This window comes from Mycobacterium sp. (assembly GCF_052145595.1).
In the GTDB taxonomy this organism is placed as follows: domain Bacteria; phylum Actinomycetota; class Actinomycetes; order Mycobacteriales; family Mycobacteriaceae; genus Mycobacterium.
In genome coordinates this window covers 1-14,195 of record NZ_JBKQOI010000137.1, presented here as the reverse complement: position 1 = coordinate 14,195, position 14,195 = coordinate 1, and the positions used below count along the sequence as shown (strand labels likewise).

Here is a 14,195-nt window from a genome sequence, read left to right as displayed (position 1 = left end):
TCGTCGACGGGGCGTTCATTCCCGAATACCGGACCATCGACTTCGCGCAGGTGGCCGAAGGGGAGGCGGCCGCGGCCAGAGCCGGCCGCACGGAGACGGTGTACAAGATTCCGTTCTGGGCGATGTTTCCGCTCGGGATCACCTCCGCGGTGATCGGGATTACGGAGGGTGCGCTGGCGGCACACCTTGACTACCAGCGAGGTCGAGTGACCGCGATGGGCACCAAGATCAAGGACGATCCGTATGTGCTGTACGCGATCTCAGAGGCCGCAGCCGAGATCGCGGCGTCTCGCCTGCAGCTGCTCGACGGCATCAGCAGGCTCTACGACCTCGCCGATGCCGGGCGCCCGATCACGTTCGAGGACCGTGCCCTGGTGCGGCGCAACCAGATCCGGTGCGCGTGGCGGGCGGTCAACGCTGCCGACGAGATCTTCGCCCGTTCCGGCGGGAACGCGGCGCGCAAACACAACCCCTTGCAGCGGTTCTGGCGTGATGCCCACGTCGGGCTGCAGCACGCGATCCACACTCCGGGCACGGTGTATCACTCCACAGCGTTGACCACGATGGGCATCGAGCCACCAGACAACCTGCGGGCGATGATCTGAGGCCTCCGCACGTACGTATCAGCATATGAAGGGACAGCAGCTGTGAGCGATATCAGCTCGCTCGGCTACGTCCGCATCCGCGTCACAGACATGGATGCATGGCGGCAGTTTGCTTTCGGCACAATCGGATTTGCGCAGGGGCATGGCTCGGAGGCGGATGCGCTCTATCTCCGGATGGACGAGCGCGTCGGACGTCTCATCCTGCTGCCCGTAGATGAGGACGGGGTCGACGCGGTCGGCTGGGAAGTACGCGATCACTTGGCATTACGCCGGGTGCAGTCTGCGGTGGAGACCTCGGGGATCGCGACCAAGCCGCTGTCGCAAGAGGATGCCGACGCGCGGCGCGTGGAGGCCGGCCTGTCCTTCGAGGCCCCCGGTGCAACTCCGGTCGAGGTCTTCTATGGTCCGGCACTCGACCACTCACCGGTTGCTACGCCGTACGGAAATCGTTTCGTGACAGGCAAGTTGGGTGCCGGGCACGTCGTGGTGCCGGTCAGCGACCTGGACGCAGCGTACCAGTTCTATGCCGAGACGCTGGGGTTCCTGCCTCGGGGTGCGCTGCGACTGCCCACACCACCTGAGTTCGGGCCGGTTCGGTTGAGGTTCCTGGGTGTCAATGCCCGTCACCACAGCCTGGCGATCCTTCCGTCGCCGAACCTCAAGGCGCCGGCGCTGGTGCACGTCATGGTGGAATGCGAGACGCTCGACGAGGTCGGCCGCGCGCTCGACCGTGCAATCAAAGGTGGGTGCCACATCTCGTCCACGCTCGGACGGCACACCAATGACAAGATGGTCTCGTTCTACGTCCGAACGCCCGGCGGTTGGGACCTCGAAGTGGGCTGCGAGGGCATACTCGTCGATGAACACCCCTACACCGCTGAGGAAATTACTGCCGACAGTTATTGGGGCCATCGCTGGGACTTCAGCTGACCGCGGACCAACGTGCGTGGTGATACGGCGGCTGCATGAGCCGCAGCGCAAGTGGCGAAGCAACCAATCTTCTGGTCCCGATGTGGTGCCTATGCGGATGCTGCCAACCGGTTCTTCACACCTACAGCCGGCAAGCTGTCAGGAGACGCCGAGGCCGAGGATGCCAACATCTCCAATGGAAACCCGAACATCAAGGCGGCGGTGCATGATTCGCCATCCCCCGGTTGGCCAGCATCCCGTGGGTGGTGTAAGTAGACCGGTCGTTTCACCTGAGGCTCTGCGGTATCCAACTATGCCGTGAGTGCGGCGTGGGCGGCAACGTGGCGTTGGGGTTGGTCGCCGGGTTTGTGGAACAAGGCCAGGCTGGTTTCCGACAGGTAGCGTTTGCCGGCGACCTGCCACTCGTCGTGGGCTTCGACGAGCCGAGTCGGCCAGGCGCAGCAGCGCGGCCGGGTCTGGGAACAAACACCCCGACGACGTCGGTCCGGCGTTTGATTTCCTTATTGAGTCGCTCGAACGGGTTGATTGACTCGGTTTTTGGTGCGGGACAGGAAAAATCGGCGAACGCGGTGTTGTCGTGGGCGTCATCGCGCAGCACGGATTCGGCGTTGGCAGCTGGCGGCCCAGCATGGCGGCGATGGTGCTCAGCGTGCGCGCCGCGACCCGTTGCACTGGTTGGTCCGCGACTCGGTGCGCTCATGGCGGACTGTCTTAGGGAACAAGTACGCCATCCACTGGTGGTCGCAGTCGTGAGTTCGTCGGGGGTCATGCGGCGGTTGCTTGGGTATGCGGTATGTCGGGGAGGTCGAGGCGGCGGAGGAAGGCGTTGAGGTCGTCTCGGGTGTAGGTCCAGTCGAACGGTGTCGCGGTCGTGTTGTAGCGGTCCTGGAAGCCGAGGATGCGTTCGGAGAATTGGTCGAGGTCGGTGAAGTCGTTGGGGGTTATGGCTTTCCGCTGCAGGATCGAGAAGTAGATCTCGACCTGGTTTAGCCATGATGCGTGCACCGGCAGGTGCACCAGGGTCGCGGTCGGCCATGCTGTCTGCATGCGTTCGATCGAGCGTTGTCCGTTGTGGGACGAGCCGTTGTCTGCGACCCAGAACACCCGCCGGGCCGAGGCGTAGGGTTCGGTGGTCATCACCGTGGCGACCAGGTCGGTGAACGGCTCGATGCCGGTCTTGGGGGCGATCTGCCCGAGCACCTGGGCGCGGTGGATGTCGTAGGCGGCGAAGTAGGCCAGGGTGCCGCCGCGGCGGTACTCGAACTCGACGCGTCGGTTGCGCCCGGGTGCGGGTGGTTGTCCCCGGTGGCGTCGCTGCAGGGCCTGCAGCTGGGATTTCTCATCGGCACTGATCACATAATCATCGGGACCGAGAGGGTGGCCCTCCCACCGCCGGGCATACAGATCGAGCACCCGGGCGGCCTTGGTCTCGAACGACGACTACGAAGACTCGTTCCTGCCCGCCGGATTCATGGGCGGCTCACCATGTTGCGGTCAGTGGGGAGTCCCCGCGCCGCGGCGATGTCGATTCCCTGCCAGTGGGAGACTGTGGTTGCTCGGGCGTCCAGTGAGTGGAACACGCACCGTTCGCGCCAGCGCAGCGCTGTTACAACCGAAACATTCCTGCCGAAACCACAGTGAACAAGGATGTTCAGGGATGTGACAGAGGGGTCGCTGTTGTGGCATTCACCGATACACCCAGCAGTATCGAGGCGGCAACGCCGGACCCGTTTGCCCCAGCGAGGCTTGGTCCCGTTCGGTTGCGCAACCGGATCATCAAGTCCGCGACATCGGAGGGGCGATCACCCAAAGGGTTGGTGACCGATGATCTGATCGCTTTCCATCGGCGATTCGCCCACGGCGGAGTGGGTATGACGACGGTCGCCTACTGCTGCGTGGCCCGTGACGGGGCCAGCGCTCCCGGACAGATCCTCATGGGGGCCGACGCCCTGCCCGGGTTGCAGAAGCTGACCGATGCCGTGCACAACGCTGGTGCGACGATCTCGGCGCAGCTCGGACACGCCGGTGTCGTTGCGTCGAAGAAGCTCACCGGAGAAACTCCGATGGCGCCCAGCAGGTTCATCAATCCTTCGTCGTTCGAATACTGCCGTGCGATGAAACGTCATGAGATCGGCCGCGTCGTCGACCAATTCGGTGAGGCCGCACAGGTGGCCGCCGCCGCCGGCTTTGATGCCGTCGAACTGCATTTCGGGCATTTGTATCTGCCGAGCTCGTTTCTCAGCCCTCTGATGAACCGCCGCAAGGACGACTACGGCGGAAGCATCGACAACCGCTCGCGATTTGTCCGTGAGATCGCCCAGCGGGTGCGGGAGGTCGTCGGTGACCGGATCGCGGTGACCGCCAAGCTCGACATGGACGACGGTATGCGAGGCGGGATCTGGCTGGCCGAGTCGCTGCGTAGCGCCCAACTGCTCGACCAAGATCGCAACCTCGATGCCATCGAGCTGACGCAGGGATCATCGGTGTTCAAGCCGTTGTATATGTTTCGTGGCGACATCCCGGTGGATGAATTCGCCGCCGTGATGCCTCGCCCGATGAACATTGGTGTGCGGCTGTTCGGAAAATGGGTTCTGGGAAACTTCCCGTACCGCGACCTCTTCATGCTAGAGGCGGCCCGCCAATTCATTCCGGTCGTCAAGCACACCCCGCTGATCTTGCTCGGCGGCATCACCAACCGCGACCACATGGTCACCGCGATGCGCGAAGGGTTCAGTTTCGTCGCCATGGGAAGGGCTCTGCTGCGCGAGCCAGAATTGGTGAACCGGCTCAAGGAGGATCCGACGGCCCGCAGCCGCTGCAACCACAACAACAAGTGCATGCTTACGGTGTTTGGCCGCACTCACTGCGTGCTCGACCCCGATCAACGCTATGGCGCGAAACCCAAGGGCCGCTCTACTCCAATAACCGTGGAGCACGAGGTCACTTCCGCGTGACCTGATCCGGCCCCGCAGGGCACCTACGCCAGGTGTGGCAGGACCTTATCGGTCAACAGCTGGACCGAACTCCACGCCTCGCCGACCGGCATGCCGCCGACCAGAGGGTGAAGGACGATCGGCCCGTGCTCGGGGTGATCGCGGACTTCAGTGATCAGTTGCTCGGGGGTGAGGAACCGGTATCTGCCCGACGCCTTGACCTCTTCGAGGGTTTGTACGCCGGGAAGGTGCATCAACGAGTGTGATACGCCCTGTGACCACCCGCCGTATGTCACCGCCTCCCAGAGAATGTGCTTGCCCAGGTCGGACCAAGCCTTGTCCGGGTCTTCGTGCAGGAAGATCATTCCCCGGTTGACCCGGCTCGGCATGATGACGACCGGTTCCACGCCGGCCTCGGTGCACAGGTCGATGTAGTACTGCGCGATGTCTGGTAGATGATCCGGCAGGCTCAGACCCAGACCGAACCGCGCCGCACGCCGAGCGCTGGCCCGGACGCCGCCGCCGACATACAGGGGCGGATGGGGACGGCTCCATGTGCCCGAGCCGATGCACGAGTCCGGGTCACCGTCGACCATCGGCTTCCCGGACCAGGCCCTCAAAACCGTTTCGATCAGCCGGTCCATCAACGCACCGCGCTGGCTGAAGCTGGTTCCGACAGCTTCGTATTCGACGCGCCGGTATCCCAGACCAACGGTGGTGTGCAGGCGCCCACCGCTCATCGCGTCGACGAACGCGATGTCTTCGGCCAGGCGTAGCGGATTCCACAGTGGCCCTAGGGCGCAGTCGACGCTGGCGTAGAGGTTGCTCGTCCGGACAAGGAACATCGACGCGGCCATGATCGGATTGCAGCTCCAGCCGTGGCCGGTGACATGGTGCTCATCGATACTGACCGCGGCCAACCCGCGGGAGTCGCTCCATTGCGCGAGTTCGATTGCAGCCGACAGCAGTTCGCGCTGCATGGCAGGATTCCCACGCGGAGATGCGAAGGTGAACCGCATAATCGAAAGCGTCATCTCAGTGTCTCCGATCAAGCTCTAGACGGTGGTCAGATGGGGAGTGCTGCGCGATCAGAGCGCCCGTAGATTCGGCGAATTCGACGACCTGCGCGCCGATGCCGTGTACTTCCTGTGGTGTTAGCGGTCGATACGGCTGCGCGGATACCGACATGACGACGTTTCCCTCGATGCTGAAGATGGGCGCAGAGATCGTCGCCAGCGGGCATGGGTCCGCCTCGGTCAACTCACCGGGTAGGAAGTCGACGATCGTCAGGTCGGCGACGGCACCGGCCAGCCGCATCGAGACCGGGTCCGGCGCGCTGCCGTCATCGAGGGCTCGCAACGCGGTGTACACGCGCAGAAGGGGATCACTCAGCCGCTCAATGCCGTAACCACGGTTTCGGATCTCCTTGAGCACCTTCGGGATTCGCGCCTGGAATACGTCGTTGACGGGGCCCGCGCGGTCCATCCAGTCGTGTTGCTGGGCCGCCGGCGCCCACGCCGTGAACTCACGCCCGAACGGGGCTAGGAACGGCAGCCGCAGGCCGGCCGGCACCGGCGGGCGCGCCGCACCCGCGGCGATCGAGTCGACAACCACAATCGAGTGGGCTCTGACTTCGGAGATGCACACCGGCATGTCAATCGACACGCAGAGCCGGTGCAGCGGCTCGCGCAGCATTCGATGCAGCGGCACCGATAGGGCGGACAACGCTGCCAGGGCGGGGCCTAACGAATATGTTCCGGTCACCGGGTCACGGACCACCCAGTCGCCGCTACACAGCGTATGCAGGATGGCGTGTCCGGTGGATCGACTGATGCCGAGCTCACGACAGATCTCAGCCAGCGTGAGCGGCGTACCGGGGTGTCCGCCCAGCAACTCCACCACCGCGACCACCCGGCGAGTGGGCGGCGACGGGTCTTGACCCGGCGGTTGGGACTGCTCTACCTTGGGATTCATATATTCGGAGCATACAACGAATATCCGTTATCCAAAACGTGAGTCGGAGGGGCAACACTGTGTCGGACAACGCCCTCGTCATTGACGACCTCGTGTCGCCACGCCTCAGTCCACTGCAGCGGCAGGTGCTCGATCAGCTCGACACGCAGCCCATCGATCTCGAACCCGACGTGCTCGTCGGCGAGGCGGTTGCGCGTACCGGCTTGGACGACTTCGGACCGGGCGATTTCCGCCCGCGACTGAACGCTTACGCGGCAGCGATCGACGCCGACCCCGGCAACACCAACCTCAACCGGCTGACCTTGCGCAACCGGATTGTCCGGCTGCTGTCGTCTCGCCTGCTGCTGACCGATCTCCTGCTTCGGTACCCGGAGATCCATGACATCGAGATCGACCGGCCGATCATCGTTGTCGGGCTTCCTCGTTCTGGCACAACGCATCTGGTGAACCTGTTTGCGTCGGACACCCGGCGGCGTGCGTTGCCCTTCTGGGAAAGTCAGGAGCCGTTTCCGCTGCGGGGGGAGGGCCCCGACGTCAACGGCGTCGATCCCAGGTTCGCTCGATGTGCTGCTGACTACGAGTCGTCGAAAGTGATGATCCCGCTGGTGCAGGCGATGCACGACCGGTTTCCCCAAGCGATCGAGGAGGAAGTTGAGCTTCTCGACATCGACTTCGCGAGCTATGTGCTGGAGTGGCATGCCCGGGTGCCGCTGTGGCGCGACTTCTACTTCGGGCTGGACCAGACCGAGCACTACGCCTATCTGCGCACGGTCCTTAAGGCGCTGACATTTCTTCGCGGGCCACGCCAGTGGGTTCTCAAGTCGCCGCAACACTGCGAGCAACTCCGGCCGCTGATCAGCACTTTCTCCGACGCCACGGTGGCGTTCACCCACCGCGATCCGGTGGCGGTGATTCAGTCAGCCGTGACCATGCTGGCGTACGGCGACCGGGTCCGCCGCCGCGAGATCGACCCGCATGGGCTCGCGGACTACTGGATCGATCGGGTCGAGCGGCTGCTGCGCGCGTGTGTGCGTGACCGGGAACTGGTCGGCGCCGACCGCAGCCTGGACATCGGATTCCACCAGCTCAACGGTAACGAGATGTCGATTCTGGAGACGCTCTATGACTACAACGGCACGACCTTGCCTCCGGAGACCCGGGCGGCGCTACGCGGATATCTCGACGACAATCCACGGGGCAAGCACGGCCGGCTGCGCTACGACCTCAAGAGCCACTTCGACCGGTCGCCCGACGAGATTCGATCACGATTCGACTTCTATTTCGAGCGGTTCGACGTGCGGGAGGAAGCGTGACCCACTACGAACCGGTGTACCGGAGTCGCCCGGGCGCCGAGGCCATCGCGGGCGCGAACGCGCCTGCGGCGCAAGAGGTATGCCCGGGCATCTGGTTGTCGCCAGGCCTGTCCAACTCCCATCTGCTGACCACCGACGAGGGTCGGATCGTGGTGAACACGGGGATGGGTTTCGAGGCACCGGTGCACCGTGCCAACTACGACGCCGTCGATTCGTCGCCAATCCGCTACGTGATCCTCACCCAAGGTCATTACGACCACGTTGGCGGTGCAGATCTGCTCAGCGATCCCGGGAGCGACATTGTCGCCCAGGCGAATTGGGCGACGTGGCGCCGTGACAACGAGGTACTGGCTACTTTCCGCACGGCGAACTCCTCCTTCGCCTGGGCCGACACGGTGATGGCGGCGATCGAGCACAGCGCGCAACGATTCGGAGCGCCGCCGCCGCAGAGTGCTCCGATCCCGACGGTCGTCGTCGACGATGAGCTCGATATCGAACTGGGCAGGCGGCGCCTCCAGTTGTACGCTACGCCCGGCGGAGAAACGACCGACAGCCTTGTGGTGTGGCTACCCGAGGAGCGGGTGTGCCTGTGCGGCAACGTGTTCGGGGCGCTATTCGGGCACATCCCCAATCTGGTCACGATGCGCGGTGACCGCTACCGCGACGCGGTAACTGTCATCGAGTCGATCGAGAGGGTGCGCGCGCTGGGTGCCGAGGTGCTGCTCACAGGGCACTTCGGGCCGATTACGGGCAGAGACCAAATCAATTGGGAGCTGACGAGGCTGCGCGACGCTGTGGCTTTTCTGCACGACCAAACGGTCGCCGGCATGAATGCCGGCAAGGACGTTCACACGCTGATGCGCGAGGTGGTTCTGCCGCCCGAACTGGAGGTCGGTCAGGGCTACGGGACGGTGCGCTGGAACGTGCGCGCCATCTGGGAGAACTACGCCGGCTGGTTCCATCATCGGTCCACGGCCGAACTCTATGCCGAAAGCCCGGATTCCGCCGAGTTGGCCCTGCTCGAACTCGCCGGCGCAGAAGCGGTCCTCAGCCGGGCGCGCACGTTACTGGAGGCCGGGGAACCGGTGCGAGCCATCCAACTGGCCGAGATCGTCCACCGGGCCGAGCCACACGCCCGGGAGGCCAGGCAGGTGTTGATCGCCGCACATGAGCGACTGCTGAAGGGCAGCACTAACTTCTGGGAGGCGGCCTGGTTGCGCAAGCAGATCGAGGAGCTGTCATGACCAACCGCGTGCTCTTCGATTTCACCGGTGCAACCGCGTTGGTCACCGGCGGCACAAGCGGGATCGGTAACGCGACGGCCACGCTGCTTCGGGATTACGGCGCCGCGGTGACGATCACCGGCACCAAGCCACGGCCGGCGGACTACGACGTGGACCTTTCCGGGATGGCCTACCGGCAACTCGTCCTGACCGACTCCGCCGGCATCGACGCGCTGGCCGCCTCCTACTCGGCATTGGACATTCTGATCAACAATGCCGGCGCCAACTTCCCGGGTGGTCTCGAAGAGTCCACCGCTGAGGGCTTTACGGCATCGGTCGACGTGAATCTGCTCGCCCCTTTCCGGCTGACCGTCGCTTTGCACCGCGCCCTGAAGGCATCGCGCGCCGCGGGTGGAGCCAGCGTAGTGATGCTCGGATCCATGGCGGCGGTGCGGGCGGTGCCCGTGGTACCCGGCTACGGCTCGGCGAAAGCGGGCGTGCTCGCCCTGACCCGCAACCTCGCCGTGCGGTGGGCCGGCGACGGCATCCGGATCAACGCCGTCATACCCGGAGTCGTTGCCACACTTATGACGGCGCCGATGGATTTTGCTCCGCACATCAAACAAGAACAACTCGACCACATCCCGCTCGGACGGTTCGGGACACCGGCCGAGATAGCGGCCGCAATCTTGTATCTGTGCACCGAGAATGCCTCCTACTGCACCGGCTCGGCGCTCGTGGTTGACGGCGGCTACAGCGTGCTGTAGCGGTGCGGTCCGTTCGCGGCTAGCACTGCGTGACGTCGGACGGCGACCAGTAGGACTTCATCGATGCGATCCTGCCGTCTTCGTTGAACACCATGGCGTTGATCGGTTCGAGGCGCATTCGGCCGTCGCCTGCGCTGAAGGTGATGGCGAAGACGTAGGCTGCCTCGTGACCGGCCACCCGCAGCGACAGCAGCTCGGTGGCGCGCTCGAGGTTGCCGAGCGTGCCGTAGAAGCCGTGGATCGCCGGCCGACCGATGTACACATCACTCCCGACCGGGTCCTCAACCGTGGCGTCGTCGGCGAACAGCTCGACGATGTCGTCGGCGCCACCGTTGGCGATCAGCTCGAGGTAGCGGTGGACGGTCGCGGTGATGGCTTCGCGTACATCCTGGGCACTTGTCATATGCCGAAGCTAGTCGGGCGGCGCAATCGCGGCATATTTCGTTTCCACACAGTGGGACTAGCGGGAAATCGCCTTGTCCCCCAAATGCCGACGAGTCCTTCGTATGTCCCGCGTCAGTATCGACTGGACGAAGGGCCGCCAACGCCGTGGTGGTGGCGGCGAACGCGCCTGGACAAGCGCGGGACCACATCGTGCACTGGGCGACGTGCACGTGTGTTCCCTGACCTTCGAGATCCGGGACCCGTCAGGACCAATCCTCAACGACGAGAAGAAAATAGATCTCGTATTCCGATACGTGGACGCGATGGTCCATGTGAGGACAGGCTCCGCACAATTCATGGGTAGGTGGCGACATTCGACATCGGGCTCGATAGCTGCGCGCGAACCAGGAGGCGATTCGGTGAGAGCTTCGATCGTGACAGGTCCCGGCGAAACCACACTCGTCGACGTAGCAACCCCAGCGGTCGGACCGAGGGACGTCCTAGTCAAGATGCGCGCCTGCGGGATCTGCGGTACCGATTCGTTCTACATTTCCGCCGGCGGGTTGCCGCCCCGCCAAGGCAAGATGCCTCTCGGTCATGAACCCGCCGGCGAGGTCGTCGACGTCGGTAGCGATGTCACCGGCATCTCCGTCGGCGACCACGTCGTCATCAACAAAGTGCCCGCGCCCAGCGGCATCAGCGGTAACGGAGGTATGGCCCAAATCTTCTCCCGGCCAATGGGAGAGCTGCACTGGCCGTGGACGAGCTGGGTGTACCGTCGCTCGGGTCCTACCCGGCGCAACGCCACCGAATCAAGCGCAGCGGCGGCGGCGCGTACTAGTTTAGTTAGGGGATTCTTACGATGGACCGGCTGAAGGGCAAGGTTGCGATCGTCACCGGCGGCGCGTCGGGAATTGGGGCGGCAAGCAGTCGGGCGATGGTCAACGAGGGTGCGCTGGTGGTGGTGGCCGACGTCGCCGAAGAGCAGGGCAGCGCGCTGGCGGACGAGCTCGGTGACTCCGCGACTTTTCAACGTCTCGACGTGACCGACGAGGCGGGCTGGCGGCAGGTGGTGGCGTTTGCTGAGGCGACGTTCGGTCAGCTTAGCGTGCTCGTCAACGGGGCGGGCATCGGTCTCACCCATCCTTTGGCGAACCATCCCCGGGACATCTGGGAGCGCACGCTCGCGGTGAACTTGACGGGGCCCTTTCTTGGGCTGGTTGCAGCGCTCGAGGCGCTCACCCGGGGCGTTCCGTCTTCGGTGGTCAACATCTCCTCGTACGCCGGCCTCAACGGTGTGAGCCCCCAACACGCCTACACCGCCTCCAAGCACGGCTTGACCGGGCTGACGAGATCAGCTGCCCGGGAACTGGCCCCATTGGGTGTCCGCGTCAACTCGGTGCACCCCGGCGGCGTCGCCACGCCCATGATCGGGGCGTTCTCGGGTCAGGTCCCGACCACCGGGCTCAACACGCTGCAGCGCGTGGCCCGGCCGGAGGAGATCGCGGCCATGATCGTTTTTCTGGCCAGCGACGAGTCCAGCTACAGCACCGGCTCCCAGTTCAGCGCAGATGGCGGCCTAGGCGCCGGCATGACGCTGCCCGGCTAACACATCCCGTCCGATACCCGGCCGAACCTGATCGCAAGCGGCGGCAGCGACCCTCACGATGTTTGCTGCCCATCTGACCAGATGCAGAGAGGAACCGGCAATGACCACCGAGGACACAAGTGCCGCGACCGACGAGCGCGCCATTGAACAGGCGCTCATCCGTTTCGCGCGCGGGATGGACGAGCACGATTGGGCCGCTCTTGCCGCTATCCTCGCCGCGGACGCCGTCGGCGATGTGGGCGACGGCCCGTTGAAGGGCGCAATGGCGATCATTGACCGGATCCGCCGCTATCTTGAACGGTGCGGACCGACCCAGCATCTGCTAGGCAACATTCTCGTCGACATCACTGGGGACACCGCCCAGAGTCGGGCCTACGTACACGACGTGCATTTGTCCGCCCAGGAACCGACGCTCGTCTTCTACACCCTCGGCGATTACCACGACCGCTGGGAACGACGGGCCGGGCAGTGGAGGCTCGTCGAGCGGATCAAGCGAAACCGGGGGGCCGTCGGATCGCTGGAGGTGTTCAGGACGTGAGCGACAAAAGTCGGGTCATGTTGCCGATGAGTGCAGCCTGTTTCGCGACGGTAGTGCGCGACCGCCCTCAGTGGCGCCGGCGTCGTCGATTCACAAGCTCGTCAACGGCCTCACCGCGGTGGGCTACCTCGACGAGGAAGATCAGCACCGGTTCGTGCTTGGCTCGGCCCCATACGTGCTCTCGCTGCGCTCGCGCCGCCTGCCCATCCGCGACATCCGTCACGACGATCTGGTTGCGCTCAGCCAAACTGCAGGTCTGCCAACACTTCTTGCGGTGCGCGTCGGCTTCAGTGCGATGTATGTCGACTGGGCCGGTACCGACGAACCATTCGACTACGCACTCGCAGCCGGAATGCGCGCCCCCCTGGACCGAACTGCCGCGGGTCGGGTCCTGTTGGCACATCTACATGAATCCGACCGCAAAGAAGCCGTTGACCTGATAACCCGAGGGAATACCGACGCTTCAGTCGCATTGCTCGAGCAGTGCCAAACGATCCGCTCCCAGGGCTACGCCATGCAGACCTAGGACCACCAGATGCGGCACACGAAGGCAATCGCCGCACCCATCGTCCAACACGGCACGGTGGTCGCGGCGATCGCGCTGGCCGACCAGCAGCACTCGCTCGCGGCGCGACGCGACGACCTCGTCCCGTTGCTGCACGAATGGACAACGAAATACCGCACCGAGTAAGCCAGGGCAACCGATGTCCAGCCGAGTAAAACGGCAACCGGTGACGGCGTCGACATCGCCGAACCCGCCATGACATGCTCTTCCACCGGCCGTCCAACCCAGCCCTCTTCCAAGCGCTGGCATCGAGGGGCCAATTCAAGTCACGCCGAGGCCACGCCAAGGTGACATCGCGAGTGAGACGTTCGGTGAACCGGATCGACGTGTATTGCGCCCTATATCTGTATGGTGGACAACATCTTTAAGATCCATGATGCCCTCTTGTTGGCGAGTCCAGATCGCTTGTTCGATGGCATCGAGCACCATCGAGGTGGCCATCGTTGATGCGACTCGCCAGGCCAGGATCCGCCGCGCATAGGCGTCGACGACGAAGCCAACGTAGGCAAACCCCGACCAGGCGACACGTAGGTCAGGTCGGCGACTCACAATCGGTTCGGTGGTGGCGGGGCGAACTGCCGCTGCACGAGATCGGCGGGCCGCGCTGCGGTAGGGTTCGCGATCGTGGTGCGTTTGGCCTTGCCGCGGGCGGCGCCGGTGAGGCCGAGTTCGGCCATCAGCCGCTCGACGGTGCATCGGTTCACGCGACGCCCTCGCGGTTGAGCGCAAGCCACACCCGTACGGGGTCAACCCTGCGAGTTCTCAGACCCCGACGTGGATGACGCGTGCTTGGGTCATTGCCGTGGCCTCATACCGGGCGATCCCGGATGTCGTGGCTACCCAACAGATGTTGTATCGCGCCGCACCCATTGAGCAATCCGCTGATCATGCTGACGATCGACGATCTGCCGAAGTGCAGTGCCCGTAATCGGCGGTGGCGTCAACGTGGAAGACGCGTCTATGCCGGCCCCCAGTCGCGCTCATCAAGACAGCTGGCGTAGAGGTTCAATACCTCGATAATGCCTTTGCGGTCGGCGCATTCGCTGCTGGTTCGTCATGAACTGTGGCCTCTTGTCGGTGGTGAAAACCCCAGACTAAGCAGCTGTCGGCCGGTCGTTGCGGTGAACTTCCGATGAGCAATCCTGGCTGCAGCGCTGGATCGCGGTGGCGCAGCTGGCGCGGCTGGACCCGTCCCGGTCACTCACCCGTGAGTTGGTGGTATGTGCTGCTCATCCGCTGCAGCGTGTCCATGTATTCCTCGACCATGTTCAGCACGATCTCGCCGGCTGGTTGCACTTTCGTCATGCGGCTCACGATCTGACCGAGCGGTCCGCCGACGAGTTCGTGGACGCCG

14 protein-coding genes and 3 pseudogenes are annotated in these 14,195 nt (G+C 64.3%); 11 read left to right on the top strand and 6 right to left on the bottom strand.

Translation table 11 applies throughout. The annotated features are described in order from the left end of the window. Together ACLP4W_RS12420 and ACLP4W_RS12415 are read left to right on the top strand one after the other, a co-directional pair. Positions 1 to 605, top strand: a 605-nt coding sequence (locus ACLP4W_RS12420; RefSeq protein ID WP_442386422.1) for an acyl-CoA dehydrogenase family protein, incomplete at its 5' end; no start/stop codon positions are given. Positions 606 to 647: 42 nt separating this feature from the next. Continuing rightward, the gene (locus ACLP4W_RS12415; RefSeq protein ID WP_442386421.1) at positions 648 to 1,535 is read left to right on the top strand and encodes a VOC family protein; all 888 of its coding nucleotides are present in this window, start codon (positions 648 to 650) and stop codon (positions 1,533 to 1,535) included. A gap of 290 nt (positions 1,536 to 1,825) precedes the next feature. Here ACLP4W_RS12415 and ACLP4W_RS12410 read toward each other — a convergent pair. Then, positions 1,826 to 2,213 (bottom strand): annotated as a pseudogene (locus ACLP4W_RS12410) (transposase); the annotation flags it as partial. A gap of 87 nt (positions 2,214 to 2,300) precedes the next feature. Beyond that, positions 2,301 to 2,948, bottom strand: a complete 648-nt coding sequence (locus tag ACLP4W_RS12405; protein ID WP_442386420.1) for a transposase — start codon at positions 2,946 to 2,948, stop codon at positions 2,301 to 2,303. A 293-nt stretch (positions 2,949 to 3,241) separates the two neighbouring features. On the opposite strand from ACLP4W_RS12405, the gene ACLP4W_RS12400 reads away from it, so the two are divergent. After that, a complete protein-coding gene (locus tag ACLP4W_RS12400) occupies positions 3,242 to 4,489 on the top strand; it encodes an NADH:flavin oxidoreductase (protein ID WP_442386423.1) in 1,248 nt (415 codons plus the stop codon). 23 nt (positions 4,490 to 4,512) lie between these two features. Here ACLP4W_RS12400 and ACLP4W_RS12395 read toward each other — a convergent pair whose 3' ends face one another. Then, positions 4,513 to 5,502 (bottom strand): LLM class flavin-dependent oxidoreductase, encoded by a 990-nt coding sequence (locus tag ACLP4W_RS12395; protein WP_442386419.1) that lies wholly within the window; start codon positions 5,500 to 5,502, stop codon positions 4,513 to 4,515. Between the two features lies 1 nt (position 5,503). Continuing rightward, on the bottom strand, positions 5,504 to 6,442 hold the full coding sequence (locus ACLP4W_RS12390) for an IclR family transcriptional regulator (protein ID WP_442386418.1): 939 nt from the start codon (positions 6,440 to 6,442) through the stop codon (positions 5,504 to 5,506). Positions 6,443 to 6,501: 59 nt separating this feature from the next. On the opposite strand from ACLP4W_RS12390, the gene ACLP4W_RS12385 reads away from it, so the two are divergent. Genes ACLP4W_RS12385 through ACLP4W_RS12375 form a run of 3 tightly spaced genes read left to right on the top strand, consistent with a single transcriptional unit; the run spans position 6,502 to position 9,745 of the window. Further along, positions 6,502 to 7,755 carry a sulfotransferase family protein gene (locus tag ACLP4W_RS12385; RefSeq protein ID WP_442386417.1) on the top strand — a complete coding sequence of 418 codons (1,254 nt, stop codon included), beginning with the start codon at positions 6,502 to 6,504 and terminating at the stop codon, positions 7,753 to 7,755. Beyond that, the gene (locus tag ACLP4W_RS12380) at positions 7,752 to 8,999 is read left to right on the top strand and encodes an MBL fold metallo-hydrolase (RefSeq protein WP_442386416.1); all 1,248 of its coding nucleotides are present in this window, start codon (positions 7,752 to 7,754) and stop codon (positions 8,997 to 8,999) included. Before ACLP4W_RS12385 ends, ACLP4W_RS12380 begins: the two co-directional genes overlap by 4 nt. After that, positions 8,996 to 9,745, top strand: coding sequence for an SDR family NAD(P)-dependent oxidoreductase (locus ACLP4W_RS12375; RefSeq protein WP_442386415.1), 750 nt, complete (start codon positions 8,996 to 8,998; stop codon positions 9,743 to 9,745). The genes ACLP4W_RS12380 and ACLP4W_RS12375 overlap by 4 nt, the downstream gene beginning before the upstream one ends. Positions 9,746 to 9,764: 19 nt before the next feature. On the opposite strand, the gene ACLP4W_RS12370 is transcribed toward ACLP4W_RS12375, so the two are convergent. Continuing rightward, a complete protein-coding gene (locus ACLP4W_RS12370; protein WP_442386414.1) occupies positions 9,765 to 10,148 on the bottom strand; it encodes a nuclear transport factor 2 family protein in 384 nt (127 codons plus the stop codon). Between the two features lie 400 nt (positions 10,149 to 10,548). Between ACLP4W_RS12370 and ACLP4W_RS12365 the strand changes: the two are divergent. From ACLP4W_RS12365 to ACLP4W_RS12345, 5 genes and pseudogenes are all read left to right on the top strand, one after another. After that, a pseudogene (locus ACLP4W_RS12365) lies at positions 10,549 to 10,842 on the top strand (alcohol dehydrogenase catalytic domain-containing protein); the annotation flags it as partial. 149 nt (positions 10,843 to 10,991) lie between these two features. After that, positions 10,992 to 11,738, top strand: a complete 747-nt coding sequence (locus tag ACLP4W_RS12360; RefSeq protein WP_442362996.1) for an SDR family NAD(P)-dependent oxidoreductase — start codon at positions 10,992 to 10,994, stop codon at positions 11,736 to 11,738. Positions 11,739 to 11,838: 100 nt separating this feature from the next. Next, a complete protein-coding gene (locus ACLP4W_RS12355) occupies positions 11,839 to 12,276 on the top strand; it encodes a nuclear transport factor 2 family protein (RefSeq protein WP_442386413.1) in 438 nt (145 codons plus the stop codon). Between the two features lie 118 nt (positions 12,277 to 12,394). Beyond that, positions 12,395 to 12,802, top strand: coding sequence for an IclR family transcriptional regulator domain-containing protein (locus ACLP4W_RS12350; protein ID WP_442386412.1), 408 nt, complete (start codon positions 12,395 to 12,397; stop codon positions 12,800 to 12,802). 9 nt (positions 12,803 to 12,811) lie between these two features. After that, positions 12,812 to 12,967 carry a hypothetical protein gene (locus ACLP4W_RS12345; RefSeq protein ID WP_442386411.1) on the top strand — a complete coding sequence of 52 codons (156 nt, stop codon included), beginning with the start codon at positions 12,812 to 12,814 and terminating at the stop codon, positions 12,965 to 12,967. 175 nt (positions 12,968 to 13,142) lie between these two features. Here the strand turns inward: ACLP4W_RS12345 and ACLP4W_RS12340 are convergent. After that, positions 13,143 to 13,580, bottom strand: a pseudogene (locus ACLP4W_RS12340) (DDE-type integrase/transposase/recombinase); the annotation flags it as partial. Positions 13,581 to 14,195: the final 615 nt, after the last annotated feature.

Coding starts and splice junctions, on each gene's coding strand:
- ACLP4W_RS12355 (WP_442386413.1), top strand. CDS start 11,839: ATGACCACCGAGGACACAAGTGCCGCGACCGACGAGCGCGCCATTGAA.
- ACLP4W_RS12395 (WP_442386419.1), bottom strand. CDS start 5,502: ATGACGCTTTCGATTATGCGGTTCACCTTCGCATCTCCGCGTGGGAAT.
- ACLP4W_RS12370 (WP_442386414.1), bottom strand. CDS start 10,148: ATGACAAGTGCCCAGGATGTACGCGAAGCCATCACCGCGACCGTCCAC.
- ACLP4W_RS12375 (WP_442386415.1), top strand. CDS start 8,996: ATGACCAACCGCGTGCTCTTCGATTTCACCGGTGCAACCGCGTTGGTC.
- ACLP4W_RS12360 (WP_442362996.1), top strand. CDS start 10,992: ATGGACCGGCTGAAGGGCAAGGTTGCGATCGTCACCGGCGGCGCGTCG.
- ACLP4W_RS12345 (WP_442386411.1), top strand. CDS start 12,812: ATGCGGCACACGAAGGCAATCGCCGCACCCATCGTCCAACACGGCACG.
- ACLP4W_RS12390 (WP_442386418.1), bottom strand. CDS start 6,442: ATGAATCCCAAGGTAGAGCAGTCCCAACCGCCGGGTCAAGACCCGTCG.